This window comes from Micromonospora antibiotica (genome assembly GCF_017599305.1).
Classification (GTDB): Bacteria; Actinomycetota; Actinomycetes; order Mycobacteriales; family Micromonosporaceae; genus Micromonospora; species Micromonospora antibiotica.
In genome coordinates this window covers 15,885-40,085 of sequence record NZ_JAGFWR010000001.1, presented here as the reverse complement: position 1 = coordinate 40,085, position 24,201 = coordinate 15,885, and the positions used below count along the sequence as shown (strand labels likewise).

Genomic DNA, 24,201 nt, shown 5'->3' with positions numbered 1-24,201 from the left:
CCCGGCGGGGCCCGTCGTGCTCGTCCGCGCCGGTGGGCCCGCCGACGGCACCGGCGGTCCCGGGCTGGCGGGCGATAGGCTGCCGACGGTGTCCGAGTGATCTGAGGGGTACGCGTGAGTGGCGCAACGGTTCGCGGGCTGGTCGTGGTCTGCGGGCAGCCGACGTGAACGACGGGCTGCGTCCCGGCGACCCGGCCCGACTCGGGGGGTACGAGCTGCTCGACCGCCTCGGCGAGGGGGGCATGGGCAGTGTCTTCCTGGCCCGGTCGCCGCAGGGCCGCCGGGTGGCGGTGAAGGTCGTGCGTCCGGAGCTGTCCCACGACGACGAGTTCCGGGGCCGGTTCCGCAGTGAGGTGAACCGGGCCCGCCAGGTCCCGCCGTTCTGCACCGCCGAGGTGCTGGACGCCGACCCGGACCACGACCCGCCCTACCTCGTGGTGGAGTACGTCGAGGGCCCCAGCCTGGCCCAGGTGATCCGCGACGGTGGGCCGCTGGGCTCGGCGCAACTGCACGGCATCGCGGTCGGGGTGGCCACCGCGCTCACCGCGATCCACGGTGCGGGGGTGATCCACCGGGACCTGAAGCCGGCGAACGTGCTGGTGGCACCCGGCGGGATCAAGGTCATCGACTTCGGGATCGCGCGGGCGTTCGAGGCGACCAGCCAGCACACCCGGACCCATCAGATGGTCGGGACCGTCTCGTACATGGCGCCGGAGCGGTTCGACACCGCGTCCGGTCGGGCGGTGGGCCCGGCCGCGGACATCTTCGCCTGGGGTGCCGTGGTCGCCTACGCCGCGACGGGCCGGAATCCGTTCGGGGGTGACTCCGCGACCGCGACCGCGATGCGGATCCTCACCCAACCGCCGGACCTGACCGGTCTGCGGGGGCCGTTGCGGGAGCTGGTCTCCCGGGCGCTGGAGAAGGACCCCGACGTGCGGCCCACCGCGCGGGAGCTGCTCGACGGGCTGTTGACGGTCACGGTCCCGGCGGGTGTTCCGGCCCCGGCGGGTGTTCCGGCCCCGGTGGGCGATCCGGCCCCGGCGGGCGATCCGGCCCCGCCCGTCGCGCCGTCCTCCGCCGGTGCCGACCGGCCGTCGGCCGGGTCGCCGGCACCGGTCGCGGCGACCGGCGTCCCCGGCGACGGCCCGGGTGATCCGGCGTCGGCATCGGGTGGCCCGGGCGAACCGTCGGCGGCGGGGGTGGTCGTGGCCGGCCGACGGGTCTCGTCCCGGCGTCGCCTGTTCGTCGGGGTGGGAGCGGCCGTCGCGGTGGTCGCGGTGCTGGTGTCGGGCGCGGTGTTCGGCCCGCGACTGGTCGGCGACCGGTCGACCCCGGATCCGACCGGCGCGGCAGCCGGCGGGCCGACGGCGGGTGGCCCGACGACCACCGCATCCGGATCGGGTACGCCACCCGCGTCGCCGTCCGCCGCGGACCGTACCCGGGCCATCCTGGCCGGGCAGCGGCAGATCCTGCTGCACGTGGTGGAGATCGACCGTGACCTCTCGCTGCCGTTCGACGGTGTGGTGGGGGTCGGCGACGGGACCACGCCGGACGCCCGTTTCGTGCTCGACCCGGTCGGCGTCGACTTCATGATCAAGTCGCTGAATCCGCAGATCGCCCACCGGCCCTGCCTCGGCGTCAAGCTCGACGCGCAGGGGTACGCCTCCCTGGTGGGCACCGACTGCGAGCCGACCGCGGCGACGCTCTTCGGGATCTCCCGGGAGGGCAAGGACGACAAGGGGCGACTCGCCTACGCCATCGTCAGCGAGCAGTACGGCGTGGTGCAGTGGAGCCCGTCCCAGAGGAAGATCTACGTGGAGGTTCTCGGCGACGCCCCGGTGGGCACCACGTTCAGCCTGGTCGACCGGGGCGCGGTCGGCTAGCTGGGGAGCCGTGCGCCGCGACCCGGTCGGGTGGCGACCGGGCTCCGCGCCGGGATCGACCGGCTCGCCCGGGCCCACCGGGCGTGCTGATGTCTGTCGATGTTGCCGGATCGGATCCGGTCGTGCTGGAATGGCTCAGATCGCCGCAGCACGGGGGCAACCGCGCTGGCAACGGTGAGCACGGGAGCAGCGCAGTGCCGGCACCGCGCCAGTTCGGCAGCCGCGGGTGCCGCATCGCCGGGCCAGCACCAACGGCGACGGGCAGGTGTCCCGTCGTCGGTGTCCCCGCCTCGTCTTCCCGCACCCGCCGAGACCGCCCCACCTCTGACCGCCGCAGGCGTCCGACGCGCCCGGGACGAGGCCGGTGGTGCTCGGGTCGGCCGGGATTTCCCGCTGAGCCCTGCCCGCGTGGTGGGGGTCGGCCGTCATGGAGGAAAGACCATGCGCAGTTTCCTCGCGGTGTTCACCGCCGCCCTGATCCTCGGCACCGCAGCCGGCAGTGTCCCGGCCGGCCCGTCGACGGCCGCCGAGCGGTCGTGCCCCCGTGGCCTGCTGTTCTGTGAGGACTTCGACCGGCTGCCCCTCGGGGGTCCCCGCACGGTGAACTGGGGCGTCGACACCCGCCACGGCACGCTCACCGTCGAGCGCGCCCGGCGCGGCAACCAGGTGCTGCACCTGCACACGGTCGACAACGGACGAGCCTTCCTGCGGGTCGACGACTTCGCCGCGCCCGGCAACCGCTTCTACGGGCGGATGCGGCTGCGGGTCGACGCCTTCCCCACCGCCCCGGACTGGGCGCACTTCACGCTGGTCGAGGCGACCGGGACCGGCAGCACGGAGGTCGTCCGTCCGGTCGGCGGCCAGTACGCGCCGACCGTCCCCGGCACCTTCTGGGGGGTGGGCGCCGACGGTGGCCCGACCGGCGACTGGACCAACTGGCGGGAGTCCGCCCCGGTCGTCGAGGACACCTGGCAGTGCTTCGAGTGGCAGCTCGACCCGGCGGACAACCGGGTCGCCGTGTGGATCGACGGCGTGGCGAACCCGGACCTGACCGCCTCCACCACCGCACACGGCGGCAACGACGTGCCCTTCGTGCTGCCCAAGGTTGACACCGTGAAGATCGGCTGGCAGCTCTACCAGGGTGGCACGACCCCGGGCGCGTTCGACCTGTGGATCGACGACATCGCCCTGTCCACCAAGCGGCTCGGCTGCTGACACCTGCCGGTTGCGCCCTCCGGGCGGGACGACGATCCGTCGTCGTCCCGCCCGGACGGGTGTAGGGCGGGACAGGTCGACCCGGGACGGTTGCCCGGGGGGTGGGTTTCCCGACCGGGCTGTCCGGGGTAGAGAGCATCCCGCCCGTTCGTCAACCTCCTGAGGGGACAGTCATGTCGGCACAGGCGTTTCTCTATGTCATCGCGGTCATCCTGCTCGTGCTCGCCGCCCTGCCGATCCCCACCCGGGGGTTCTCGCTGGCGCTGCTCGGGGCGGCGTGCGCGCTGCTGGCCTACGCCTGGCCGGTGATCACCGGCTAGCCGCCGGGCGGCTCGGATGCGGCGGGTGTGGGCCGAGGTGGCTGCGCTCGCCTTCGTGGTCGAGGATGCAGAGGATCTCGGCCGGGCCGTCGTGCGCGCCGAACGCGTGCGGGACCAGGGTGGAGAACTCGGCGGCCTCGTTCGTGCCGACGAGGATCGTCCGGTCTCCGAGGCGCAGCTCGATGGTGCCGGAGAGCACGGTGAACCAGTCCCGGCCCGGGTGCACCCGCAGGTCGGTCGGGACGTCCCGGGTGATCCGCAGCTTGGCGACGGTCTGGTTGCTGTCCCGGGAGAGCAGCCAGGTGGTGACGCCCCGGTCCTCGTCGCAGTGCGGACGGATCACGACGTCGTCGTCGGCGTCGGACTCGACCAGCCGGTCGAGGGTGATGCCCAGCACCCGGGCGATCGTGGTGATCTGGTCCAGGGCGACCCGCCGGTGTCCGGTCTCGATCCGGCTGAGCGTGGACGGGCTGATCAGGCAGCGGTGGGCCAGCTCGTCCAGCGACCAGCCCCGGGCCACCCGCAGGCTGCGGATGCGCTGCCGGACCAGGGTCTCCAGATCCTTGTCTTGCCTCATAGGCAAGATGCTATGCCATTCAGGCATGGTCGGGCTACCGTTTCCCCATGGCACACGACCACCTCATCGAGCTGCTCGACCTGGACGCGGAGGTGCTCCACGAGTATTTCCGCGACGTGATCGGCTGGGTCGGCCGCGAGGCCACCGCGCAACCCCACGTCGTCGACCTCGGTGCCGGCACCGGCACCGGCTCCCTCGCCCTCGCGCGGGAGCTGCCCGGCTCCACCGTCACCGCGGTCGACCTCTCCCCGGAGATGCTGTCCCACCTGCGTGACCGGGCCGACGCGGCCGGGCTGGGCGACCGGATCCGCACCGTCGAAGCCGATCTCGACCAGCCCTGGCCCGACCTCCGGCCGGTCGAGGTGATCTGGGCCGCCGCGTCGATGCACCACATGAAGGATCCGGCGACCGCGCTCGCGTCCGCGTACGGCATGTTGCGACCGGGCGGTCTACTGGTGATCGCCGAACTGGAATCGTTCCCGCACTTCCTCACCGGCACCCCGGACGAGGAGGTGGAGCGGCGCTGGCACGCCGAGGCGGCGAAGCGGCGGCAGGAGGCGGGCCTGCACATGCACGAGAACTGGGGCGAGCGGATGAGACAGGCCGGATTCACCTCGGTCACCGAGCGGCACTTCGACATCGACCTGCGACCACCGGCACCGGCCGCCACCACCCGCTACGCGCGGGCCACGCTGAGCCGGATGCGCCACGGGCTGGAAGGGCGGCTCTCCGCCCTGGACCTCTCCGCCCTGGAGCAGACCGTGGCAGGTCTGGCGACCCGTGCCGACCTCAGCGTCCGTACCGGGCGGACGGTCTGGCTGGCCCGCCGCTGACCGCACCGGTTCCGTACCGCCCGGCCGTGGCCCCGCCCGACCCGCACCCGGTCAGCTCCGGGTGCGGGTCCTGGTCCGGGTCGGTCGCCGGCGGTCGTCGTCGCCACCGGCGAGCCGCGTGTAGGTGAGCATGTTCGCCACGGCGACACCGACCACCCCGAAGCCGACCTGGAGCGCGAGCACGATCCAGTCCCAGCGCAGCACCCAGACCTGCACCGGAGCATCGTCGGCGATGCCCAACGCCCGGGCGACCACGGTGCCGAGCACGGCCGCACCGACACCGATGACGAAGGTGGCGAAGACACCGATCCGTTGCCGGCCGGGCAGCACCAGCCGACCGAGCAGGCCGACGAGGGCACCGATGAGCACCGCACCGAGATAACCGGTCACCAGCATCGAGTCACTCCCTCCCGAGGGTGGCGGAGTACATGCCCGCCCGGCGTACCACCGGAAACCTCCGCACCGCCGCGGACGGTCATCCGGTCCCCGCCGATTCGGTGCGGGGTCGGGATCGCGTCGCCGGTGTCCGAAGTGGGGTCCGTGTCATCATGGCGTCGAGACCGACCCTTCAGGAGATGGTGTGAATTCCGCCGTACCCCAGACCGAAGATGCCGGTGCCGCTGCCTCAGCCCGGCCGACCGACGTGCTCGGGACATCCGCCGCGCAGGCCCGCAGCGCCGTGCTGGAGGAGCTGATCCGTAAGGATCCGGGGCAGTTCCGGGTGCTCACCGGTGACCGTCCCACCGGCCGCCTGCACCTCGGTCACTTCTTCGGCACGCTGCACAACCGGGTCCGGCTCCAGGAACTCGGGGTGGAGCTGTTCGTGGTCATCGCGGACTACCAGGTCCTCACCGACCGCGACGTGGCGGACAATCTGCTCCAGCACGTCGAGGAACTGGTCCTGGACTACCTGGCCATCGGAGTGGACCCGGCCCGCAGCACGATCTTCACGCACGGGGCGGTGCCGGCGCTCAACCAGTTGATGCTGCCGTTTCTCAGCCTCGTCTCGGTGTCGGAACTCAACCGCAATCCCACCGTCAAGGACGAGATCTCGCATTCGCGGCAGTCCGCCGTCAGCGGCCTGATGTTCACCTATCCCGTCCACCAGGCTGCCGACATCCTGTTCTGCAAGGCGAATCTGGTGCCGGTCGGCCAGGACCAGCTCCCGCACCTCGAACTCACCCGGACGATCGCCCGTCGTTTCAACGACCGGTACGGCTGCGGCAAGGCGGTGTTCCCCCAGCCCGACGCGCTGTTGTCGAGTGCTCCGCTGCTGCTCGGCACGGACGGCACCAAGATGAGCAAGAGCCGGAACAACGCCATCACCCTGGCCGCCACCGCCGACGAGACCGCCCGCCTGGTCAAGGGGGCCAAGACCGACTCGGAGCGGCACATCAGCTACGACCCGGCCACCCGACCGGAGGTGTCGTCGCTGCTGCTGCTGGCGGGCCTGTGCCAGGGGCGTACCCCGGAGCAGGTGGCCGCCGACATCGGGTCGGCGGGGGCGGCGGCGCTCAAGAAGGTCGTCACCGAGTCGGTCAACGAGTACCTGGCCCCGATCCGGGCCCGTCGGGCCGAGTACGGGCAGGACCGTGCCCACCTGCGGGCCATCCTGGGTGAGGGCAACGAGCGGGCGCGCGCGGTCGCCGACGCCACCCTCGCCGAGGTGCGGGCGGCGATGAACACCTGCTACTGACGCCGGCCGTGGCCGGTGGCGTGCTCGGGGAGCCTGCCGCCGGCCACGGGTGGGGCCGGCGGCAGGTCACCGACGGCAGTGCCCGACGTTCAGACCTTGCGGGCCACCCCACCGACGATGGTGTGGTAGGTCGCGGTCTGCCTGGTGTCCTCTTCGCCGTCCGGGTGCCACTCGGCCAGCGGGACCAGCCCGGGCGGGATCAGCTCCAGGTCGCCGAAGAAGCCGAGGATCTCGTCGCGGGTACGCCACCGGCCGGTGCCCAGCGTCTCGTTGAAGACCTTCTCCACCGCCCGCGCCTTCGCGGAGACCTCGGGCTGGGTCTCACCCGGGTCGTAGAAGTGCGAGATGGCCAGGTAGCTGCCGGTGGGCAGGGCGTCGATCAGCCGGCGGGCCACCCCGGCGGGATCGTCGTCGTCGTGCAGGTGGTGCAGGATCGCCAGGAGCAGCAGCCCGACCGGCTGGTCGAAGTCGATCAGCTTGCGGTCGCGCATCTCCGCCAGCAGCTCGTCCGGCTGCCGGACGTCGGCACCGACCACGGTGGTGGTCCGGGCGTCGGCGAGCAGGGCCCGGCCGTGGGCGAGGGCCATCGGGTCGTTGTCCACGTAGACCACCCGGGCGTCCGGGTCGACCTGGTGGGCGATCTCGTGCACGTTGCCTCGGGTGGGCAGGCCGGAGCCGAGGTCGAGGAACTGGCGGATGCCGGCTTCGGCGGCCAGGTAGCGGACCGACCGGCGCAGGAAGGCCCGGCAGGCCCGCCCGGCCTCCGGACCGTCCGGGGTGACCTGCATCGCCATCTGGGCGGCCTCCCGGTCGACCGCGAAGTTGTCCTTGCCGCCGAGGTAGTAGTCGTACACCCGGGCGATGCTGGGCCGGGTGGTGTCGACGCCCGGCGGCGCCACCTTGTCGCTCGTCAACGCTTCGATCCCTCCGAACAGGGCCATGGTCGGTGAATACTGGCGGGGAGACCACGACACCCATGGCTGCCGAACCGGTGCCGGCCCACGACGTGGGTCGGATCTGCCCTGAGGGTAGATGAGCGCGCTCCCATCGTCGATTCCGCCTCTGTCGGTAACGCGGCAGGAGAGTGCGAATCAGGACTGTCGGTGCGTCTGCGCGACCCGATCGGCGTCCACAGTCGACCGGTCCACGATGGTCGACGACGGAACGTCTCCGCCGTGCGGCGACGGGCCGCGTCGCAGCGGCCAGACGGACGCGGGGAAGTCCATCGACCAGACCCGATCACCATGTGGACCGGCCCGGTGGTCGGTGTCCGGGAGTTCCCCGCAGTCCATCGACATTGACCAGCATCTTAGTAAGAAATCCGGATCATTGCCGGGATCGGTGGATCGCCACCCATGCGGTGGGGTGGTTCCTAATTTATGCTGCCCGTGACACATCGATGCCGGTGTATCAATGCCGGTGCCACCCCGCGACCGCCAACGACGGCCGCTCCGTTCGCCGATCGGAGTTCCCGATGGTCCTGCAACCGGCCGCCACCGTGCTGGCCAGCCTCCTGCTCGCCCTGCCCGCCGCCGTCCCGGCGGGCCCCGACACCGCGCCCGCACCGCTGGCCGGTCAGCCCGCCGCCCTCGCCGGCCCGCCCGGCGCACCGCCCGGTGTCTGCCCGACCGGCACCGGATACGGCCCGCCGCTGCCGTCGACCTCGGTCACGGCCACGAAGATCCGTGGCGGCTTCGCCTTCCTGGAGGGCCCCGTCTGGATCGCCGACCGGGGCTACCTGCTCTTCTCCGACATGGCTGCGGCGACCGGGTCGGAGTGGGTCCAGCCGTCGACGATCAGGCGGTTCACCCCGCCGGCCACCTTCGACACCTTCCTCGGCAACGCCGGCAGCAACGGGCTCGCGCTCACCCCCGACGGGCAGCAGCTCGTGGCCGCCACGCACGACCAGCGCAGCGTCTCGACGTACCGGCTCGACAACCTGGCCCGGGGGGTCGTCGCCGGCAACTACCAGGGCCGGGCGTTCAACTCGCCGAACGACGTGGCGGTCCGCTCCGACGGCGTCGTCTACTTCACCGACCCCAACTTCCAGCGCGGCAACCGCCCCGACCAGATGGGCGGGCGGACCAGCGTCTTCCGTGTCTCGAACGGCCAGGTGTCGCTGGTCGACGACGCGCTGCGCCAGCCCAACGGCATCGCGCTCTCCCCGGACGGCGGCACCCTCTACGTCGGCGCCTACGGCGAGAACAAGATCTACAAGTACGCCGTCCAGCCCGACGGCAGCACCGGCCCCCGCAGCGTGTTCGTCAACTACGTCGGGGGTCCGGACGGCGGCACGATCGACTGCGCCGGCAACGTCTACTGGACGTCCGGCGGCGACGGGCTGGTGCACGTCTACTCGCCCACGGGCAGCCAGCTCGGCACGATCCGGTCCGGCCCCAGCGGCACCACCAACGTGGCGTTCGGCGGGTCCGACCGGCGCACCCTCTTCGTCACCTCGGGCCGTACCAACGACTCCGGTTTGTACAGCGTGCGGCTCAACGTGCCCGGCTACCCGTACTGACCACGACCAGGCTCTGAGAAAGGTACGTATCGCGTGCGAATCAGTCCTCGGCATGCCACCCTGGCCCTGTTGACCAGCGCCTGCACCATCCTGGCCGGCGCACCCGTCTCCGCCGGCCCGCCGACCGCGCCGGGCGGGACGACCCTCGCCCGGGCCGCCGCCGACACCCGGCCGCCCACCGCGCCGGGCTACCTGCGCAGCAGCAGGCTGACCTGTCAGTCCGTCACGCTCACCTGGTCCGCGTCCCGGGACGACGTCGGCGTCGCGTACTACGACATCTACCACGACGGCCAACTGGTCACCTCGGTCGCCGGCAACACGCTCACCGCCACCCTCACCGTCGCGCAGGGCGTCACCTGGGGGTGGTACGTCAACGCCCGGGACGCCGCCGGCAACGTGTCGCAGGCCAGTGCCACGCTCTCCGTGACACCGCCGTTCTGCCAGTCGGACACCCAGCGGCCCACCACCCCGACAAACCTCGCCGGCACCGCCAACGGCACCGACGTGACCCTGACCTGGACGGCGTCCACCGACAACGTGGCGGTCACCCGGTACGACATCCTGCGCGGCGGGGTGACGGTCGGCTCGGTCACCGGCACGGCCGCCAACCCGCCGGCGACCTCGTTCACCGACACCGGGCTGGCCGCCGCCACCGAGTACCAGTACACGGTCGTCGCCCGGGACGCGCAGGGCAACACCTCCACGGCGAGCAGCGCGGTGACCGTGCGTACCGGGTCGGCCTGCACCAGTGCGGTCTGCGGCACCACGGTGGTCACCACCGAGCGGGACCTGCCGTGGGGGCTGGTGCAACTGCCCGACGGCACGGTGCTCTACGGCCGGCGTGACCTGTTCGACGTCGTCGCGATGAACCCGGACGGCAGCAACAAGCGCAGCATCGGCACGGTGCCCAACGTGGCCGGCACCAACGGCGAGGGCGGGGTGCTCGGCCTGGCCGTGTCGTCGAGTTTCACCACCGACCGGTGGCTGTACATCTACCACACCACCACGACCGACAACCGGATCGTCCGCATCCGCTACGACGGCACGTTGCAGACCGGCACGGTGCAGGTGCTGGTCACCGGCATCCCGCGCAACAAGTACCACAACGGCGGGCGGCTGCGCTTCGGCCCCGACGGGATGCTCTACGCCGCCACCGGCGACGGGCAGAGCCCGGACCGCGCCCAGGACGTCAACGACCTGGGCGGCAAGGTGCTGCGGGTACGCCCCGACGGCACCGTGCCGTCGGACAACCCGTTCGGCAACGCGGTGTGGAGCTACGGGCACCGCAACCCGCAGGGGCTGGCGTTCGACTCCCGGGGCCGGCTCTTCGAGCAGGAGTTCGGCAACAACGTCATGGACGAGACCAACATCATCGTCCGGGGCGGCAACTACGGGTGGCCGGCCTGCGAGGGAACCACGGGCAGCTGCACCAACCCGAACTTCATCGCCCCGGTACGCACCTACCCGGTGGCGGAGGCGTCGTGCAGCGGCCTGGCCATCGTCCGGGACGTGCTGTATCTCGGCTGCCTGCGGGGCAACCGGATGTACCGGGCGGTGATCAGTGGGAACACCCTCACCGACGTGCAGCAGTACTTCGTCGGCACGTACAGCCGGCTGCGGACCGTCGAGCCGACCCTCGACGGGAACCTGTGGTTGACCACGAGTACCGGCGGCGACAAGGACAGCATCCCCAACAACAGCAACGAGCGGATCCTCAAGGTGACCCTGGGCAGGTAGCCGGGTCCGCTGCGCGTCCGGTCGCCGCGACGGCGTACCACCGGACCACCACCTGCGGTGCGGTCGCCGACCATCCCGGTCGGCGACCGCACCGGCCCGGGCCCGCACCTGACCCCCGGCGGAGCGGGACCGGACCTCCGGTGGAGCGGGATCCGCCGGTGGGCCGTGTCCACAATGCTGGGACGTGTCGGCGTAGCCTGAATCGGACGTGGTTTCCGTCCACCGTGATGAGATCGCCGCGTGCCGTCAATCCGAGGTGAAAGAGGCGAACCCGGCTGTGTCGACCCAGCAGACCTCGCAGGACAATCCGCTCGCGGATTTCGGTCCCAACGAGTGGATCGTCGACGAGATGCACCAGCGCTATCTGGCCGATCCGACGAGCGTCGACCATGCCTGGCACGACTTCTTCGCCGACTACCGACCGCCGCCGGCCACCCCCGCCCCGCCGCCGGCCTCGACCGCCCCGCCGCCGGCCACGCCCACCCCGCCGCCGGCCACGCCCACCCCGCCGCCGGGCTCGACCGCCCCGCCGCCGGCCACGCCCACCCCGCCGCCGGGCTCGACCGCCCTGCCTCGGGACTCGCCCGCGCGAGAGGGCGCGGCTGCGCCGGATGTGGTGGGGCCCGTGGACGCCCACGCCGGGGCGGCGACCGGGGCGGGCGCACCGACCCCACCGACCGCCCGGGCCGGGCGGGCTCCCGCGTCCGGCGAGCGGGCCGGGTCGCCCGGTGGGCGGTCCGGCGGAACCCGGGCGACCGGTGGGAAGACGTCCGGCGGTGGCGCGGCGGGTGACCCGGCCACCGCCGCGAGCACGCTCCCGCTGCGCGGGGTCGCGGCCCGCATCGTGCAGAACATGAGCAGCTCGCTGCACGTGCCGACCGCCACCAGTGTCCGCGCCGTGCCGGCCAAACTGCTGGTGGACAACCGCATCGTGATCAACAATCACCTCGCCCGGGGCCGGGGTGGCAAGGTCAGCTTCACCCACCTGATCGGTTGGGCGCTGGTGCGCGCGGTCGTCGCGCATCCGGAGATGAACAACTCCTACGCCGAGGTGGACGGCAAGCCCGCGCTGGTGCAGCCGGAGCACGTCAATCTCGGTATCGCCATCGACCTGGCCCGGCCGGACGGCACCCGCACCCTGGTCGTACCGTCGATCAGGAAGTGCGAAAGCATGGACTTCCGGCAGTTCTGGCAGGCGTACGAGGACGTGGTCCGGCGGGCCCGGCGCGGCGAGCTGACCATGGAGGACCACTCGGGCACGACGATCTCGCTGACCAACCCGGGTGGCATCGGCACCGTGCACTCGGTGCCCCGGCTGATGCCCGGCCAGAGCGCGATCATCGGCGTCGGCGCGATGGAGTACCCGGCGCCGTACTCGGGCATGTCCGACGAGACGCTTGCCGACCATGGCATCAGCAAGGTCACCACGTTGACCAGCACGTACGACCACCGGGTGATCCAGGGCGCGCAGTCCGGCGAGTTCCTCAAGACGGTCCACGAGCTGCTGCTCGGTGAGCACGGCCTCTACGACGACATCTTCACCTCGCTGCGCATCCCGTACGAGCCGGTGCGCTGGATGCGGGACGTGGCCCGGACCTCCGAGGGGCAGATCGACAAGGCCGCCCGGGTGATCGAGCTGATCCACGCCTACCGGGTGCGCGGGCACCTGATGGCCGACACCGATCCGCTCGAGTTCACGATCCGCCGGCACCCCGACCTGGACGTCCTGCAACACGGTCTGACCCTGTGGGACCTCGACCGGACCTTCCCGGTCGGTGGCTTCGCCGGCCGGCAGAAGATGCGGCTGCGTGACGTGCTCGGCGTCCTGCGGGACACCTACTGCCGCCGGGTCGGCGTCGAGTACATGCACATCCAGGAGCCGGAGGAGCGTCGCTGGATCCAGGAGCGCATCGAGATCAGGTACACCAAGCCGGACCCGGACGAACAGCAGCACCTGCTCAACCGGCTCAACGCCGCCGAGGCGTTCGAGACCTTCCTGCAGACCAAGTACGTCGGTCAGCGTCGCTTCTCGCTGGAGGGTGGCGAGTCGCTGATCCCGCTGCTCGACGAGGTGCTCCAGGCCTGTGCCGAGGGCGGCTTCCACGAGCTGGTCATCGGCATGGCCCACCGGGGCCGGCTCAACGTGCTCGCCAACATCGTCGGCAAGCCGTACGAGAAGATCTTCAACGAGTTCGAGGGCCAGATGGACCCGGACTCGGCGCACGGCTCCGGCGACGTGAAATACCACCTCGGGCAGACCGGCAGGTACACCACGCCCGACGGCCAGCACTGCACCACCGTCAGCGTGGTGGCCAACCCGTCGCACCTGGAGGCCGTCGATCCGGTGCTGGAGGGCATCGTCCGGGCCAAGCAGGACCGGCTCGACCTGGGCCTGGAGGGCTACACGGTGCTGCCGGTGCTGGTGCACGGTGACGCCGCGTTCGCCGGGCAGGGGGTCGTCGCCGAGACGCTCAACCTGTCCCAGCTGCGTGGCTACCGCACCGGCGGGACCGTGCACGTGGTGGTCAACAACCAGGTCGGCTTCACCACCGCCCCGGAGTACAGCCGTTCGTCGCTCTACTGCACCGACGTGGCCCGGATGATCCAGGCGCCGATCTTCCACGTCAACGGCGACGACCCGGAGGCGGTGATCAGGGTCGCCCGGCTGGCCTTCGAGTACCGGCAGGCGTTCAACAAGGACGTCGTGATCGACCTGGTCTGCTACCGCCGCCGTGGGCACAACGAGGGCGACGACCCGTCGATGACCAATCCCCGGATGTACGAGATCATCGATGCCAAGCGCAGCGTCCGGAAGATCTACACCGAGGAGTTGATCGGCCGGGGCGACATCACCGTCGAGACCGCGCAGCAGCAGCTCCGCGAGTACCAGGCTGAGCTGGAGCGGGTCTTCAAGGCCAGCCGGGACGTGGCCGTCGCGCCGTCGCGGACCCGCCCGTCCTGGTCCGCGGCGCCCGAACAGCAGGTCGACACCGCCGTCGACGCGGCGGCCGTCCGTGCGGTCGGCGAGGCGCACCTGCACCTGCCGGAGGGGTTCACCGCGCACAAGCGGGTCCAGCAGGTGTTGCAGCGGCGGGCGCGGATGGCGGTCGAGGGCGGTATCGACTGGGGCTTCGGTGAGCTGGTCGCCTTCGGCTCGCTGCTGGGCCAGGGCGTCACCGTCCGGTTGGCCGGCCAGGATTCGCGACGCGGCACGTTCACCTCACGGCACGCCGCGGTCGTCGACGCGGCCACCGGTGAGTCGTACCTGCCGCTGTCCCGCCTGGCCACCGGCGACGCCCGGTTCTTCGTGCACGACTCGCTGCTGAGCGAGTACGCCGCCATGGGCTTCGAGTACGGCTACTCGGTGGAGAACCCCGAGGCGCTGGTGCTCTGGGAGGCGCAGTTCGGTGACTTCGCCAACGGTGCGCAGTCCATCATCGACGAGTTCCTCTCCTCCGGCGAGTTGAAGTGGGGTCAGCGGTCGTCGTTGGTGCTGCTGCTGCCGCACGGGCAGGAGGGACAGGGGCCGGACCACTCGTCCGGGCGGCCGGAGCGCTTCCTGCAACTGTGCGCGCAGGACAACATGCGGGTCGCCATCCCCAGCACCCCGGCCAACTACTTCCATCTGCTGCGCCGGCAGGCCCTGTCGGCCAAGCGCAAGCCGCTGGTGGTCTTCTCGCCGAAGTCGCTGCTGCGGCACCGGCTCTGCGTCTCGGACGTGGCGGCCTTCACCACCGGCGGTTTCCAGCCGGTGCTGGACGACGGCGGGCCGGGTGTCGGGGTGCCGTCCGCCGGGAGGGTCAGGCGGGTGCTGCTCTGCTCCGGCAAGGTCTACTACGACCTGGTGCAGGCCCGCGCCGACCGGGGCATCGGCGACACCGCCATCGTCCGGTTGGAGCAGCTCTACCCGCTGCCGGTCGGGGAACTCCGGGCGGTGCTCGACCGGTACCCCCACGCGGAGGACGTCGCCTGGGTGCAGGAGGAGCCGGCCAACCAGGGTGCCTGGTCGTTCGTGGCGCTCAACCTGGTGGAGCACCTGGACGGGGTGCGGCTGCGCCGCATCTCCCGCCCGGCCGCCGCCGCCCCGGCGGTCGGCTCCGCCAAGCAGCACGAGGTCGAGCAGGCCGCGATCATCGACGCGGCGCTGCCGCAGCCCTGAGGTACGGGTGACGAACGGACGGGGCGGCCCGCCGGTGTGGTGAGCCGCCCCGTCCGTCGGGGTTCGGGTGGTGGGGTCAGCCGGTGACCTCGGTCGGGGCGTACGTCTCCCGGAGCGGACGGGTGTCGCGGCGTCGGCCCGTCCGGGTGCCCGATCGCCTTGCGCCCGGGGTGGCTGGTGGGCCGAACTGGACCAGGTCAGCGACAAGTATTTACAATGGTCTTTGTTAACGCTCACACCCGTCCCGGTGCCGAGACCACCTCGTCCTGTCGAGGTGGCGATCGGCGTGTGCCCGGCGGGACCGGCGGCCGGTGGGCTGTCCGGTCCGGCCGCCCCGCGTCACCGACGTGCCGCCCCTCACCACGGTGGCCGTCCGACCGGCCCACGCCCTCGGCCAGCTCCACCGATCCAGGGGAGAAATCCATGCGAACGAGGGCACGATGGCTCGCGGCGCTCGCCGTACTCGGCGTCATGACCGCCGGGGTGGTGACACCGACCGGCCCCGCCCACGCCGAATCCAACGGCGGGGTACGGGTGATGCCGCTCGGCGACTCCATCACCGAGGGCACCCAGGTGCCGGGCGGCTACCGGATCGGGCTCTGGCAGCGCCTGGCCGCCGGCCGCTACACGACCGACTTCACCGGATCGCAGTTCAACGGGCCGGGCAGCCTCGGTGACCACGACCACGAGGGGCACCCCGGCTGGCGCATCGACCAGATCGACGCCAACATCGTCGGCTGGCTGAACAACCAACGGCCGCAGACCGTGCTGCTGCACATCGGCACCAACGACATCCTGCAGAACTACAACGTGGGCACCGCGCCGAACCGGCTCTCCACCCTGATCGACAAGATCACCACCACCGCACCCACCGCCGAGGTGTTCGTCGCGCAGATCATCACGCTCTCCAACGGCAACCAGGCGGCGGCCGCGCGTACCTTCAACGCGGCGATCCCGGGCATCGTGCAGAGCAAGGTGAACGCCGGCAAGCGGGTGCACCTGGTCGACATGCAGAGCGCCCTGTCCACCGCCGACCTGATCGACGGCATCCACCCCACCTCCGGCGGCTACGACAAGATGGCCGCCCGTTGGTACAGCGCCCTGCAGTCGGTGCCCGGCAGCATCGGCAACCCGGGCAACAGCGGCGGACAGACCACCACGATCGTCGGCACCCCCTCGGGCCGGTGCGTCGACGTGCCCGGTTCCGCCACCACCAACGGGCTCCAGCTGCAGCTCTGGGACTGCCACGGCGGCACCAACCAGCAGTGGACGTACACCTCCGGCCGGGCGTTGACCGTGCTCGGTACCAAGTGCCTGGACGCCGCCGGCTACGGCACCACCCCGGGCACCCTGGTCACCACGTACGACTGCCACGGCGGCACCAACCAGCAGTGGAACCTCAACGCCAACGGCACCATCACCGGCGTGCAGTCCGGCCTCTGCCTCGACGCCAACGGCGGGGCCACCGCCAACGGCACGAAGCTCGTCCTGTGGACCTGCAACGGCCAGGCCAACCAGCAGTGGAGCCGGCGGTAGTCCGCAGCCCCGTCAACCGAAGGAGATGCCTGAAGTGACGCTACCGACAGATCGACCCCCGACCCCACCCCCGGCCGGCCGCCGGACCTCCGTACCCCGGTTCGTGAGCTGGCTCTCGGCCGGCCTCGTGGTGCTCCTCGGCCTCGTGGCGACCGCGAGCATGCCGCACGCCGCAGCGGCGGCGGACAACCCCTACCAGCGTGGCCCGGACCCGACCCCGGCCAGTGTGGCCGCCACCCGGGGGCCGTTCGCCACCACGCAGGCGACCGTGCCGGCGGGCAACGGCTTCAACGGCGGGTTCGTCTACTACCCGACCGACACCAGCCTGGGCACCTGGGGCGCGGTGGCGATCGTGCCCGGGTACTCCGCCCTGTTCGCCAACGAGGAAGCCTGGATGGGCCCCTGGCTGGCGTCCTTCGGTTTCGTGGTGCTCGGGATCGAGACCAACAGCCGTACCGACGGTGCTGACGCCCGGGCCACCCAGCTGCTCGCGGGGCTGGACTACCTCACCCGGACCAGCCCGGTGCGCAGCCGGGTGGACCCCAACCGGCTCAGCGTGATGGGCCACTCCGCGGGCGGGGCCGGCACCCTGCTGGCGGCGCTGCGGCGGCCGTCGCTGCGGACCGCGGTCGGCCTCGCCCCGGGTACGCCCGGCAACAACCTGAACATGTCGACCACCCAGGTCCCCACCCTGCTCCTGTCGGGGCAGAACGACGGCACCGTCACCCCGTCCTACGTGCAGGGCATCTACAACACGCTGCCTGCCGGGGTGGAGCACGCCTGGGCGGAGCTGGCCGGCAACGACCACCTGTCGTTCACCCGGTCGAACCCGACCGAGATGCGGCTGCTGATCCCCTGGCTCAAGATCTTCCTGGACTACGACACCCGCTACACGCAGTTCCTCTGCCCGCTGGCGAACAGCACCGGCGTCTCCCGGTACAGCTCCACCTGCCCCCTGGTGCCGCCGGGCGGGCCGACGATCCCGCCCACCCCGCCGACGACCCCGCCGCCCACCACCCCACCGCCCACCACCCCACCGCCGACCACCCCACCGCCCACCACCCCACCGCCGACCACCCCACCGCCCACCACCCCACCGCCCACCACGCCTCCGCCGACCACCCCGCCGCCGACGACCCCGCCGCCCGGCACCGCCTGCACCGCGACGTACCGCACGATCGGCTCGTGGTCGGGTGGCTTCCAGGCTGAGGTCACGGTGACGGCCGGCAGCGCCGCCGTCGACGGCTGGACCGCCCGTTGGCAGTTGGGCAGTGGACAGGGCATCAGCCAGGTCTGGAACGGCACGCTGAGCACCAGCGGCTCGACCGCGACCGTCCGCAACGTCTCCTACAACGGTGCGTTGGCCCCCGGCACCTCCACGACCTTCGGCTTCCTCGGCACCGGCACGCCGAGCAGCCCGTCGCCGACCTGCACCAGCCCCTGAGGCGTCGGCCGCCCACCCGTCGGCACGACGGGTGGGCGGCCCCGGTGCGCCACGGGTGGCACGACCGGCAGGTTGCCCACAGCTGATCCACAGCCGACTGCGAGGCCACTCCCCACCATGTCCCGTACGAACAGTGGGTGATCTCCCCGATGCCCAGGGTGCTCGTCGTGGACGACGACCCTCATCTCCGGGCGCTGCTCTCGGCGATGCTGGGAAGGCACGACTTCGAGGTCCGGGTGGCCTCCAGCGGCCGGGAGGCGCTGGTCGTGGCGGCGGACTTCGAACCGCACCTGGTGGTGCTCGACGTGGTGCTGCCGGATCTCGACGGTCTCCAGGTCGCACGGAGCCTGCGTGCGGGTCCCGGTCCGGGAGTGCCGGTGCTGTTCCTCACCGCCCGTGACGAGGTGGCCGACCGCATCGCCGGGCTCACCGCCGGGGCCGACGACTACGTCACCAAGCCGTTCAGCCTGGAGGAGCTGGTGCTGCGGGTGCGGGCGGTGCTGCGCCGCTACCGGGCGGATCAGGGCACCCGGGACGGCGGGTTGCTGCGCTACGCCGACCTGGAGCTGGACGAGCAGGCCCACGAGGTACGCCGGGGCGGGTGCCTGGTGCCGCTGTCGCCCACCGAGTTCAACCTGCTGCGGTTCCTGCTCGCCAACGCGGGCCGGGTGGTCAGCAAGGCGCAGATCCTCGACGGGGTGTGGAACTACCGCTTCGGTGGCGACGGCCGGATCGTCGAGTCGTACGTCTACTGCCTGCGGCGGAAGATCGACCGCTGGGACCCGCCCCTGATCCACACCGTCCGGGGTGTCGGTTACGCGTTACGGCTGCCCCCACGGGCGCAGGAGGCGGCGGGGTCTGTCGCGGGGCCGCCCCGGTGAGACGTCTCCTGTCGCGCGCCCGGATCCCCGTGGAGGGTGGGGTGGAAGTGCCGACGTAGGGTGCGCCGCCAACGCCCGGCGGGCAGGTCGGGGTCGAGGGCGGCCAGCCCGGTCGCGTACTTGGAGATGGCCACCGGGCGGTGACCCTGCCGCCAGAGCAGCCGGTCGACGTGGGAGGCGGTGGAGCCGGTCTTCGTCTCGATGATGGCCAGTTCGGGTAGCGCCAACCGACGGCCCCGGTGGTCCGCCCAGCGCAACGCGACGTCGATGGTCGCCCGGCTCGCGGTCGCCGGCAGGTAGAGCGTGCTGCGCAGGTAGCTGGTGGTGAGGGTCGGCGCGAAGGCCAGGGTGGGGCCGGTGCGCAGCGCCGCGAGCACCCCGTCGACGAACGACCGCCCGGGGGTGAGGGTGCCGCTGTCGTCGGGACGGTAGGGCAGCCGTTCCTTGACCGTGCCGCCCCGGGTGCCCTCCGTCTTCACCTCCAGCCAGCAGAGGCCGGAGTCGAGGTACGTCCTCGTCCTGATCTTGAAGCGGCGGCGGCGTCGGCGGGCGGTGAGCCGGAAGCTGACCAGGTCGGCGGTGTCGAAGTAGATCGACTCGTAGCGGAACGCGCGCCTGCCGTCGATCTCCAGCACCTGGTCGGTGTGGTCGAGCCCGGCGAGCAGGTGCGGCAGCTCGGCGAGCGGGAGGAGGTACTTGCGGTCGAACCGGGTCTGTAGCGCGGCGCGTTCGGTCAGTTCCGCGAGCCCGATCGGCGTGAGAGGGGCCAGCGCACCGGTGAGCGGGGTCAGCGCCGCGGTGGGCGGGATCAGGGCCGCGGTGGGCGGGTCGGGGGCGGTCACCGGGCGGCGCCCGCGTCGACCGGCCGCCGCCCGCCGGTGGCGGTGACCCTGGGCCGCGAGTAGCGGACGTCCACGACGGTGGTGTCGTTGACCAGGTCGACGCGCTCGACGTTGACGTTGTGCACCCGGGCACCGAGCAGCTGCTCCAGGTGTGCGGTGAGGGCGACCGAGTCGGTGACCGCGCTGTCCAGCACGATGACGTGCCGCCGGTACCGGCGCAGCAGTCGGGGGTGGTCCCCGACGAACATCACGGCGAGGATCAGCGCCGTCAACGCGCCGACCGTCAGGACCGAGGTGCCGGAGAGCGGGCCGAGGATGCCGAGCGCGAGCGCCGAGAAGTAGTACGCCACCTCGTGCTGGTCGAGTTCCGTGGAGCGGAGCCGGATGATCGACAGGACGCCGAAGAGCCCCAGCCCGAGCCCGGCGCCGACGGTGCTGCTGCTCAGTGAGCTGGCCACGGCGAACACGCCGACGTTGACGCCGAGGTAGGCGACCACCAGGTCCCGTCGTCGGTGGCGCGGGAAGTACAGCGCGAAGACGAGCAGGACCACGGCGACCAGGTCCACTCCGGCCAGGACCAAGCGCGACATATTTGCTCCTTGGGGTGTCCGCCGGCCGTTTGCCGTGTGCGGCGTCCGGCGGTGGGGCATCGGATCTGGCGGTGGTGTACCGGCGGGCCGGTTGCGCGGTTCGGGCCCCGGGCGGGCCGGTTACGCGGTTCGGGCCCGGGCGGGCCCGAACCGCAGGGCCCGGACTCAGAACCGCCCGTACCGGCCGGCGGTGACGCCGGTCAGCACCCGGGTGGCGCCGGTGATGCTGCCGCCGGTGTAGAGACCGCCGACGTTGGTGCCGGTCACGCTGCCGCCGGTGTAGATGTCGTACCGCTGGCCGTTGGTGATCCGGTTGGACGAGAAGACGACCTCCCGGACGGTGGCCGAGGTCCGGTACGAACCCAGCACCGTGCTGCCGGACACCACGTGCACGATGGTGTTGGCGGCCAGGTTGGCGTTGAACCGGGGGGCCACCCAGCCCTGGCCGGTGTTCGGCACCGCCTGGAACACGGCCAGCGAGGTCAGCGCCGCGCCCACCACCGTGCCGCCGGTGAAGGCGATCGGGCCGTCGGCGTCGATCGCGCCCTCGCCGCCGCCCCGGGTGCTGGAGCCCCGGGCCACCACGGTGCCACCGGCGAAGGTGAGCGACCCGTTGGAGTCGAAGCCGTCCGTGCCGCCGGTGGCCACCACCGTGCCGCCGGTGACCTTGATGAACGCGATCGCGGACGGCTCCATGTGGCCGAGGCCCTCCTCGGCGGCGTTGACCGCGTCGTCGCTGGCCACGACGGTGATGTTGCCGCCGCTGATGGTGGTCCGGAGCCCTTCCAACGCTTCGTAGGACCGGGTGACGTTGATGGTGCCGCCGGAGATGTTCAGGACGTTCTCGCCCTTGATGGCGTCGTCGGCGACCGAGGCGGTGATGGTGCCGTTGGTGATGGTGAGCACGCCCTTGCCGGCCTCGGTGTCGTTGGACTTGAGCCCGTCGCCGCCGGACGAGGTGACGGCGATCGTGCCGCCGTTGACGGTGAGGGAGTCCTTGCCCCGGATCGCGTCGTCCACCGCGTTGACGGTGATGGTGCCGGACTGGATGACCAGGTCGTCCTTGCTGACGATGCCGTCGGCGTGGTTGGCGCGCACGGTCAGCGCGCCGGTACCGCCGATGGTCAGGTCGGCGGCGCTGAACAGGGCGGCGTCCGGCTCCCCGGTGTTGGTGTACGTGGCCGCGTCGGTGAGGTTGTTGCTGGTGCCCGCGGCCAGGGTGACGGTGACCGCGCTGGCGTTGGTCACGTACAGCGGTGAGGAGGTGGAGTTGGTGATGGAGGCCCCGGCGAGGACGAGTTCCACGGTGCCGGTGACGGCGGTGTCGACCGCGATGTGGCCGTTGTTCAGCGTGCCCCTGATCTCGTAGGTGCCGGGCGCGGTGATGGTGACGGCGCTGCCGGCGACGGTGACGTTGCTGCCGGTGACGTTCGCGCCGGAGCCGTTGAGGGTGATCGTGGCGGTCGCGGCGGCGACGGCGGCGACGGCGAGCGGGCCGGCCAGCAGGGTGGCGGTGAGTCCGGCCAGGACGGCGGTACGACGTGCGGTGGCTGTCATGGGGGTCCTGTTCCTCGGGGCGGGCGGGGTGGGGTGCGTCGGTCCCGGGCGCGGTGCGGACGCCTCGAAGGCCGGCCGTCGGTAGGGTGAACGGCGGATGAACGAGGCATTGCATCGACGATGGTAAATGAGATTCGTCGCTCGCCGACAGTGCTGGAGCAGGAAATCGAAGCGCTTTCACCATTGCCAGCTGACTGACAGTTGATATTGACGCAACTCTGAGCCGGGCGCGCTTGACCGGGGAATCGGGAGCCTGCCCGGCCGTGGAGTCGGCGTCGTCGCGGATGTCGGGGCCGGCGGATTGCGGGCCGGTCAGATGGTGATGACCACCTTCGCCCTGGCGTGTTCGCCTTCGAGATAGCCGATGGCGTGGGGCACCTCGGGCAACGGATAGGTCCGGTCGATGACCGGTGTGAGGTGGCCGGCCTCGGCGTGGGCGCGCAGCGTGTCGAGGTGCTCCCGGCCGGGGGTCGCCGTCAGGACGACGACGCGCTGCCGGACGAGGGGGGCCAGCAGCCGCCCCCGCGCGATGAGCCGGACCGGCCCGAGGAGGCTGCCGCCCCGGTACGCGCCGCCGCCGGAGAGCACCAGCGTCCCGGTCGGGGTCAGTGCCCGCCGCAGCGCGGTGAGGCTGCGGTTGCCGACCAGGTCGAACACCACGTCGTGGCGGTCCCCGTGGGTGAAGTCCTCGCGGGTGTAGTCGACGACGTGGTCGACGCCGAGCGAGTGGACCAGGTCGACGTTGCGGGTGCTGCACACCCCGGTCACCGTCGCGCCGAGCACCCTGGCGAGCTGCACGGCCAGGGTGCCGACACCACCGGAGGCGCCGTTGACGAGCACGCGCTGGCCGGGCGCGACCCGGGCCGCGTCACGCAGCCCCTGGAGCGCGGTCACCCCGGCCAGTGGCAGGGCTGCCGCCTGCGGCGCGGTCAGGTTCGCCGGCTTCGGTGCGACCAGGGCGGCGGGGGCGCACACGTACTCGGCGAACGCGCCGTTGGCGTCCCCGAGGTCGCCGAACACGCTGTCGCCGGGGCGCAGGTGACGCACGTCGACGCCGACGGCCTCGACCCGACCGGCGAAGTCGCGACCCCGGATGCGGGCCCGGGGCCGCGTCAGGCCCAGCGCCAACCGCGCCATCCGGGGATCGCCGCGCATCACGTGCCAGTCGTACGCGTTGAGCGCGGCGGCCTCGACCCGCACGAGCACCTCGTCGGCGGTGGGCACCGGCACGTCGACGTCCTTGAGGGTCAACGTCTCGGGGGGCCCGTACCGGTCCTGCACGATCGCCTTCATCTCGCCCTCCTCGGAGTGTACGCCGTACACCAGATGTCGACCACGGTAGGTGTACGGCGTACACCTGTCAATGCCGGTTAAGGTTTCCCTCGCCGACCGAGGACAGGGACCGAGATGGCCGAGCAGGCTGAGACGCTGCGCCGGACGCCGCTGAGCAGGGACCGCATCCTGCGCGCCGCCGTCGCGCTGGCCGACGGGGCCGGAATCGAGTCGCTCAGCATGCGCAACCTCGCGCAGGAACTGGGCGTCGTGCCGATGGCCCTCTACAAGCACGTGGCCAACAAGGACGAACTCCTCGACGGCATGATCGACGTGGTGGTCGGCGAGATCGAGCCGCTGACGACGGGTGTCGGCTGGCAGCCCGCCATCCGCCGACGTGTCCTGTCGGCCCGGCAGGTGCTGCGCCGGCACCCCTGGGCGTCGCTCGCCATCGAGTCGCGCACCATGGCGACGCCGGCCGTCCTCGGCTACCTCGACTCGATGATCGGGGCGCTACGCGCCGGTGGCCTCTCCACCGACCTCACCCACCACGTCATGCACGCCATGGGCAGCCGCATCCTGGGCTTCAGCCAGGAGTTGTTCGACGCGTCCCGGCAGGCCGGCCGGACCGGACCGGCCGCCCCGACGCCCCCCGCGTCCCTGCCGCCGGAGGTCGCGGCGCGGTTCCCGCACGTCGCCGAGATCGCCGAGGCGGCCTCCCACGACGACGGGTCCGTCGTGCGGCAGGGCTGCGACGACCAGTTCGAGTTCGAGTTCGCGCTGGACCTGCTGCTGGACGGCATCGAACGGCTGCGCGCACAAGGCTGGACGTCGGCGCGCTGATCAGCTGAGGTCGGCCCGCCGCTCACCGGCGTGTCACGCCGCACCGCACCCCGGACCGCCCCCGACGCCGGTCGGCCACCGTCCCCGCCCCGACCGCCCCGACGCCGGTCGGCGACCGTCCCCGACCGGGGCCCTGACGCCGACCGTCCCGGCCCCGATATCGACAGGCGGCCTGGTGAAAACGTTTTCGCCGGGCGCGTTCGCCATTTCGACGCGCGCACCATTTCTTGCTCTCCCAACATATAGCGGACGGGGGGACTTGCCGCAAGACCCGGGTCACCCCGCAGAATCGTCA

The 24,201-nt window shown here is 71.9% G+C and carries 19 protein-coding genes; 12 read left to right on the top strand and 7 right to left on the bottom strand.

Features of this window, described 5'->3' with window-relative positions:
- Nucleotides 1-164: 164 nt before the first annotated feature.
- The 3 genes from JQN83_RS00155 to JQN83_RS00145 all read left to right on the top strand — a co-directional run bounded on the left by JQN83_RS00155 (nt 165) and on the right by JQN83_RS00145 (nt 3,418).
- On the top strand, nt 165-1,883 hold the full coding sequence (locus tag JQN83_RS00155) for a serine/threonine protein kinase (RefSeq protein ID WP_208564970.1): 1,719 nt from the start codon (nt 165-167) through the stop codon (nt 1,881-1,883).
- A 441-nt stretch (nt 1,884-2,324) separates the two neighbouring features.
- Nucleotides 2,325-3,098: a hypothetical protein gene (locus tag JQN83_RS00150; protein ID WP_208564969.1), complete on the top strand. Its 774-nt coding sequence runs from the start codon at nt 2,325-2,327 to the stop codon at nt 3,096-3,098.
- A gap of 173 nt (nt 3,099-3,271) precedes the next feature.
- Complete coding sequence (locus JQN83_RS00145) at nt 3,272-3,418, top strand: hypothetical protein (protein ID WP_208564968.1); 147 nt, start codon at nt 3,272-3,274, stop codon at nt 3,416-3,418.
- Here the strand turns inward: JQN83_RS00145 and JQN83_RS00140 are convergent.
- Nucleotides 3,408-3,995 carry a helix-turn-helix domain-containing protein gene (locus JQN83_RS00140; protein WP_208564967.1) on the bottom strand — a complete coding sequence of 196 codons (588 nt, stop codon included), beginning with the start codon at nt 3,993-3,995 and terminating at the stop codon, nt 3,408-3,410. The genes JQN83_RS00145 and JQN83_RS00140 overlap by 11 nt on opposite strands.
- A 47-nt stretch (nt 3,996-4,042) precedes the next feature.
- On the opposite strand from JQN83_RS00140, the gene JQN83_RS00135 reads away from it, so the two are divergent.
- Entirely contained in the window at nt 4,043-4,828 is a 786-nt protein-coding gene (locus JQN83_RS00135; RefSeq protein WP_208564966.1) for a class I SAM-dependent methyltransferase, read from the top strand.
- A 51-nt stretch (nt 4,829-4,879) separates the two neighbouring features.
- Here the strand turns inward: JQN83_RS00135 and JQN83_RS00130 are convergent, their stop codons facing one another.
- On the bottom strand, nt 4,880-5,224 hold the full coding sequence (locus JQN83_RS00130) for a GlsB/YeaQ/YmgE family stress response membrane protein (RefSeq protein WP_244251530.1): 345 nt from the start codon (nt 5,222-5,224) through the stop codon (nt 4,880-4,882).
- Nucleotides 5,225-5,408: 184 nt separating this feature from the next.
- Between JQN83_RS00130 and trpS the strand changes: the two genes are divergently transcribed.
- Nucleotides 5,409-6,524 (top strand): tryptophan--tRNA ligase, encoded by a 1,116-nt coding sequence (gene trpS, locus JQN83_RS00125; protein WP_443674009.1) that lies wholly within the window; start codon nt 5,409-5,411, stop codon nt 6,522-6,524.
- Nucleotides 6,525-6,613: 89 nt separating this feature from the next.
- Here trpS and JQN83_RS00120 read toward each other — a convergent pair whose 3' ends face one another.
- Nucleotides 6,614-7,465, bottom strand: a complete 852-nt coding sequence (locus JQN83_RS00120) for an SAM-dependent methyltransferase (protein WP_244251529.1) — start codon at nt 7,463-7,465, stop codon at nt 6,614-6,616.
- 533 nt (nt 7,466-7,998) lie between these two features.
- Here JQN83_RS00120 and JQN83_RS00115 point away from each other — a divergent pair.
- From JQN83_RS00115 to JQN83_RS00090, 6 genes are all read left to right on the top strand, one after another.
- Nucleotides 7,999-9,045 carry an SMP-30/gluconolactonase/LRE family protein gene (locus JQN83_RS00115; RefSeq protein ID WP_208564965.1) on the top strand — a complete coding sequence of 349 codons (1,047 nt, stop codon included), beginning with the start codon at nt 7,999-8,001 and terminating at the stop codon, nt 9,043-9,045.
- Nucleotides 9,046-9,078: 33 nt separating this feature from the next.
- Nucleotides 9,079-10,782 carry a PQQ-dependent sugar dehydrogenase gene (locus tag JQN83_RS33620; protein WP_307798931.1) on the top strand — a complete coding sequence of 568 codons (1,704 nt, stop codon included), beginning with the start codon at nt 9,079-9,081 and terminating at the stop codon, nt 10,780-10,782.
- Between the two features lie 277 nt (nt 10,783-11,059).
- Entirely contained in the window at nt 11,060-14,941 is a 3,882-nt protein-coding gene (locus tag JQN83_RS00105) for a multifunctional oxoglutarate decarboxylase/oxoglutarate dehydrogenase thiamine pyrophosphate-binding subunit/dihydrolipoyllysine-residue succinyltransferase subunit (RefSeq protein WP_208564964.1), read from the top strand.
- Nucleotides 14,942-15,364: 423 nt separating this feature from the next.
- Nucleotides 15,365-16,477, top strand: coding sequence for a ricin-type beta-trefoil lectin domain protein (locus JQN83_RS00100; RefSeq protein WP_208564963.1), 1,113 nt, complete (start codon nt 15,365-15,367; stop codon nt 16,475-16,477).
- 103 nt (nt 16,478-16,580) lie between these two features.
- On the top strand, nt 16,581-17,921 hold the full coding sequence (locus JQN83_RS00095) for a poly(ethylene terephthalate) hydrolase family protein (RefSeq protein ID WP_307798930.1): 1,341 nt from the start codon (nt 16,581-16,583) through the stop codon (nt 17,919-17,921).
- Nucleotides 17,922-18,070: 149 nt separating this feature from the next.
- Nucleotides 18,071-18,802: a response regulator transcription factor gene (locus JQN83_RS00090; protein ID WP_208565772.1), complete on the top strand. Its 732-nt coding sequence runs from the start codon at nt 18,071-18,073 to the stop codon at nt 18,800-18,802.
- Here JQN83_RS00090 and JQN83_RS00085 read toward each other — a convergent pair.
- The 4 genes from JQN83_RS00085 to JQN83_RS00070 all read right to left on the bottom strand — a co-directional run bounded on the left by JQN83_RS00085 (nt 18,736) and on the right by JQN83_RS00070 (nt 23,084).
- A complete protein-coding gene (locus tag JQN83_RS00085) occupies nt 18,736-19,644 on the bottom strand; it encodes a polyphosphate polymerase domain-containing protein (RefSeq protein WP_307798929.1) in 909 nt (302 codons plus the stop codon). The genes JQN83_RS00090 and JQN83_RS00085 overlap by 67 nt on opposite strands.
- Nucleotides 19,641-20,234, bottom strand: coding sequence for a DUF4956 domain-containing protein (locus tag JQN83_RS00080; protein WP_208564961.1), 594 nt, complete (start codon nt 20,232-20,234; stop codon nt 19,641-19,643). Before JQN83_RS00080 ends, JQN83_RS00085 begins: the two co-directional genes overlap by 4 nt.
- A gap of 165 nt (nt 20,235-20,399) precedes the next feature.
- Entirely contained in the window at nt 20,400-21,791 is a 1,392-nt protein-coding gene (locus JQN83_RS00075; RefSeq protein ID WP_208564960.1) for a carbohydrate-binding domain-containing protein, read from the bottom strand.
- Between the two features lie 312 nt (nt 21,792-22,103).
- Entirely contained in the window at nt 22,104-23,084 is a 981-nt protein-coding gene (locus JQN83_RS00070; protein ID WP_208564959.1) for an NAD(P)-dependent alcohol dehydrogenase, read from the bottom strand.
- Nucleotides 23,085-23,198: 114 nt separating this feature from the next.
- Here JQN83_RS00070 and JQN83_RS00065 point away from each other — a divergent pair, with 114 nt between their 5' ends.
- On the top strand, nt 23,199-23,906 hold the full coding sequence (locus JQN83_RS00065; protein ID WP_208564958.1) for a TetR/AcrR family transcriptional regulator: 708 nt from the start codon (nt 23,199-23,201) through the stop codon (nt 23,904-23,906).
- Nucleotides 23,907-24,201: the final 295 nt, after the last annotated feature.